Raw genomic sequence first — 4,529 nt, 5'->3', positions numbered from 1 at the left:
CTCGACAACCAGAAGGCCGTGACGGTGCGCGGCGCGTTCCTGCAGAACCCCAACTACATGGGCGTGTTCTATCGCGAGGGCTACACCGTGCTCGAGATGGAGGCCGGGCCGTACCTGTCGGCGATCTACGAGCTGGTCGACCCGCGCCGCCATCCCAACGACGAAGTGGTGAGTCTCTCGGAGCGGACCAGCACGGCGGTGGGAATCCTGCACTACGCGTCGGACACGCCGTACAGCCGCCGTCAGTCACTCCTGTCGAAGAGTCTCGGCAGCTTCGGGACGGACTCGACCTACGCGTGCGCGATCGCGATCACCCGCCAGATCCTCTCGCGCGAGATCGAGCGGCTCAAGACTCCTTCTTGAGCTCGCGCCAGGCCGGGAGCTTCGCGAGCAGCGCGCGCAGGATGCGCGCGGTGGGCTCGAACTCGCGTTCGCCGTGTCGCGACGCGGCTCGGAGCCGCACCTCGGTCGGAAACATCTCGAGCAGCGGCGGCGGGCGCCGGAAGGCGACGTGCAGGTCCCAGAACGGCTTGTCGCGGTGCGCGGTGCCCGAGAGCGCGCGCAGCGCCGGCGCGAAGATCGCGTTCGCGCCGCCGCTCGAGGCGAACGCGTCCAGCGCGATGATCGCGGTGTGGCGCGTTCCGATCCTCCCGGCCTCGATCGCCTCCCACGCGTAGCGCGCGGGGACCAGGCTCGCGAGCGATCCGTCGACGAGCGCGGAGAGCCGGTGCTCGTCGAAGATCCGCTTCAGGATCTTCGCGACGTGCGCGTCGTCCTCGGGCGGGTCGTACTGGAGAAGCCCGGGGATCGCGGCCGAGAAGCCCGCGGCGTCCAGCGCCGGCAGCTCCGCGGTCTCCGGATCCGCGCCGAAGAACGTCGGCACGAGCGCGCGCCGGCTCATCGCGAGCGCGACGAGCGAGGAGACGGCGCGGACCAGCACCGAGCCCGGCAGCTCCTGGAGCGCTTCCGCACCGGACAGCTCGGCGTCGACCATCCGCGCGAAGTCACCGCTCGCGCCGAGAATGGCTCCCGGACCCAGGCCCGTCGCGAGCGCGTCGGTCGGGATGGCGAGCTCGCGAAGCCGCAGCGGCTCGCCGTCGCGATTGCTGAAGAGCGATCCGAGCGGTCCGCGCAGGTCGAGCCGGAGCGCCGCCGGCATTCCGAAGCGCGCGGCGAGTCGCGCCGGCCGGAACACGGCGCTGCCGCGAAGCAGGCGGACGTCCTCGAGCAGCTCGTCGAGGTCGAACGCGTGGTGGCGGCCGCGGATCACGCCGAGAAGCGAGCCGATGCTGCAGCCGACCTGGTAGTCGGGGCGAAGCCCGAGATCCTCGAGCCGCACCAGCGCGCCGAGGAACGCGTAGCCCGATCCCGCCGCTCCGCCGAGAACCAGAACCAGGCGCTTGTGCGCGATCTCGGCGTCGAGCGTGGCCTCGTCGGCGAGGCCCCCGCGCGACACCAGCAATCGCGCCTCGTCGACCAGACGGACCACCTTCGGCAGCAGAGCGTGCAGGTCGTTCGCGTCGATCCGATCGGGCTCGGTCGGGAGCACCGGCGCGAGGAGCTGCAGCAGCCGCAGCCGGAACGAGCCGATCCGTTCGATCAGCGCATCGGGCTCGGGCCCGATGCTCGAGATCTGCGCCAGGCGGATCGCATAGCGCAGGCAGTCGAGCTCGCGCGGGAGCATGAACATCGGGTCGTCGACCGCGCGGCGCGCGAGCGCGATCTCGCCGCGCCGGAACGGGCGCTGCTCGTCGAGGAACGTCGCCGCGTCGGCCACGCGCCGAGCCTAGCACCAGCGGATGCGGACCCGGTACTCGATTCGCGCGCTTCCCCGCGCCGGCACGTTCACGAGAAAGCGGAAGCTCTGCGCGTCGTCCTTGGTCGCCTTGTGGCTCGAGGAGACGATCTCCCAGTCGCCGCTCGCCGGCTCGACCACGTCGACGTCGATCTTCTCGTCCTTGTGGTTGCGCAGATCGATCTGCCAGGCGCTCTCGCTGCGGCACGAGCCGATCTGCTCGTAATCCATCTGCTTGCGTTCGCCGACGACGTCGAACGCGTCGCCGACGCGGATTCGAACCCGCTCATCGCGTGGCGTGTGCTCGATCTCGTCCTCGCCCAGGAACTGGCGCCCGCCGGACTCGTCGCGCTTGTAGACGCGCACGATGCCCTTCGGCAGCGGCAGGCCCAGGTGCTGGCTCGCGCGGTTGTCGAACTCGAGCGAGACGGAGACCTTGGAGTGACTGCCGATCTCACCCGTCGGCATGCGGAAGTACGCGGGCTCGCCGCGCAGGACCAGCCGCTTCTCGAGCGCGACGCCGCTCGCCTCGAGCAGCGAGATCTGCTTCTGCTCCTGGTCGAGCAGCGAGCTGGGCCGGTCGAGCGTGTAGAGGTGGTACTCGAACAGACCCTCCTCGCGGAACTGCGGCGGCGCCATCGGCGCGCGGGACTCGGCCGCGTAGACGCCGCGATCCTGCAGCAGCTCCGCTCGGACCCGGTTCACGTCTCCCGCGACGAGCTGCAGCCGGGCGTTCGGGTACGGCGCTCCGCTGCGGTTCTCGAGCGTCACCCAGCCGTTCAGATCGCCCGCGGTGTCGGCATCGTTCACGACCAGCACGTAGTCGGCTCGCCAGGAGAGCGCTCCCGCCAGGTAGGAGACCTCGACCTTCTGCCGCTCGGCGGGGCTTTCGAGCAGCCAGACCAGCGTCGGCCGCGCGATCAGCGTCTTGGGAATCTCCGGAAACGAGATCCGTCCCGGATACGCCCAGGTGATCTCGTCGCCGATTCGCAGGATCGGCGGCTCGCCGGCCGAGAGCACGGTCGCGTCGAGCTCCTCGTCGCGTCCCTTCGATTCGCTGAAGCGAAGCACGCGCACGGTCCGGCCCAGGTACTTCTCGAGCAGCTTCGCGGGCGAGAGCAGGTCGTACTGGTAGCTCTGCTCCAGCACGCGAAGCGGGGCCGCTGCGCCGACGGCGTGCACCTGCACCGTCTCGGGCTGGATCGTGCCCGCGACGCCACCGAACTCGAGCTCGGAGCGGCCCTTCGATAGCGCGAGCGTACGGGTCTCGCGGATCAGGCCGAAGCCGCCGGAGTAGACCGTGACGCCGAGCTCCTCGCGGCTCTCCGGCGTCGAGCGCAGGCGGGGCGGGGCGGGAGCGTCGGCGCGCGAGAGCGCCGCGACACAGAGAAGAGTCAGAAGCAGGAGCGCGCGCATGTCACCTCCGGTCGTCCCAGTCTTCGGCGGGTGGATTGAAGTAGCCGAAGCGGAGCTCGGGAAGCTGCGAGCGAACGCGCTCGAGAAGCGTGCGCATGCCGAGCCGCGGCGAGGACGTGTCGCTGCCGAGCACGTCCACGTACCAATCCGGGTCCACGTTCAGGTTGCGCCACTGGATCATGCGCACGCCCGTTTCGCGCACGAGCCCGAGCAACGCCTCCGCTTCGTCCACGCGGTCGGTGACGCCGGGGAACGACAGGTAATTCAGCGAGCTCCACAGGCCGTGCCGGCTCGCGACGCGAAGCGACTCGACGACGTCCGCGAAGCCGTAGCCGCGCGGGCGGTAGTAGGGCGCATAGGCCTCGGGTCGGGCACTGTTGGTCGAGACCCGGATGCTGTCGAGTCCCGCGTCGGCCAGGCGCGCGACGGCGGCGGGCCGGCTCGCGTTGGTGTTCAGGTGCAGCGTGCCGCGCGAGGTTCGCGCGCGGATCGCGCGGATCGCGCGCTCGATCAACGCGGCCTGAAGCAGCGGCTCGCCCTCGCAGCCCTGTCCGAAGCTGATCATCGCGCGCGGCGCGCGCTCCAGGTGGGGCAGCGCGAGCTCGAGGATCTCCTCGACGCTCGGCAGGAACTCGAGGCGCTGCTGCGGCGACGGGACCGTGCCTTCGGGCTGCTCGGAGATGCAGCCCAGGCACGTGGCGTTGCAGCTTCGCGAGACCGCGATCGGCGCCTCCCAGCGGCCGAGGAACAGGTTCTGCGCGTTCGGACAGCCCCACTCGAGCGCGCAGCGCGCGCCGAAATGCGCGGCGAGGCGGTTCTCGGGGAGCCGCTCGCATAGCTCGGCGACGCGCTTCTCGATCTCGCTTGCCGAGAACGATTCCGGATCGTGCTTGGAGTCGTCGTCGATCCGCCGCGCCGGGACGCAGAAGCCGCCGCGGTACCAGCACACGGCCGTGTAGGCGAAGAGCGGGAGCAGCGGAGCGTCGGCCTCGCGCCGGCAGGCCGAGAGCGAGAAGCTGGTCCAGCCCGGCGGCAGGAATGCGGCGACGGCGAGCGCGCCGTCGAGCGCTTCGGGTGGATCGACCGGCTTCGCGAACGCGAGCGGCGTGCGCCCGGGCAGGAACATCAGTCGGCTCGCGTCGGGAAGCGGCACGAGCTCGTCCGGGTCGATCGGAAACACGTCGCGGCCCGCGCGCGCGGCCGCCCGAAGCCCCGGGACGTCGACGATCTCGCCGGCGGCGTTCGCGACCACGGGTCTGGGAGGGGCGGCCATCGCGCCGGAGTCTAGCCAGCTTCGACGCGTCCGCGGAATCCTTTT

The 4,529-nt window shown here is 70.9% G+C and carries 3 protein-coding genes; all 3 read right to left on the bottom strand.

The genetic code is table 11. The features are described from left to right. Nucleotides 1-346: 346 nt before the first annotated feature. From FJ108_17965 to FJ108_17955, 3 genes are read right to left on the bottom strand one after another with little or no spacing between them, the layout of a single operon-like run. The gene (locus FJ108_17965; GenBank protein MBM4337778.1) at nt 347-1,777 is read right to left on the bottom strand and encodes a hypothetical protein; all 1,431 of its coding nucleotides are present in this window, start codon (nt 1,775-1,777) and stop codon (nt 347-349) included. A gap of 9 nt (nt 1,778-1,786) precedes the next feature. Continuing rightward, on the bottom strand, nt 1,787-3,211 hold the full coding sequence (locus tag FJ108_17960) for a DUF4139 domain-containing protein (GenBank protein MBM4337777.1): 1,425 nt from the start codon (nt 3,209-3,211) through the stop codon (nt 1,787-1,789). Between the two features lies 1 nt (nt 3,212). Continuing rightward, nucleotides 3,213-4,484, bottom strand: a complete 1,272-nt coding sequence (locus FJ108_17955; protein ID MBM4337776.1) for a radical SAM protein — start codon at nt 4,482-4,484, stop codon at nt 3,213-3,215. Nucleotides 4,485-4,529: the final 45 nt, after the last annotated feature.

The sequence above is a fragment of the Deltaproteobacteria bacterium genome, assembly GCA_016875225.1.
Taxonomy (GTDB): Bacteria; Myxococcota_A; UBA9160; order SZUA-336; family SZUA-336; genus VGRW01.
This window is presented reverse-complemented; position numbering and strand designations above follow the sequence as displayed.

Excerpts from the sequence above, each read along its gene's own strand:
- FJ108_17960 (MBM4337777.1), bottom strand. The coding sequence starts at position 3,211 with ATGCGCGCGCTCCTGCTTCTGACTCTTCTCTGTGTCGCGGCGCTCTCG.
- FJ108_17955 (MBM4337776.1), bottom strand. The coding sequence starts at position 4,484 with ATGGCCGCCCCTCCCAGACCCGTGGTCGCGAACGCCGCCGGCGAGATC.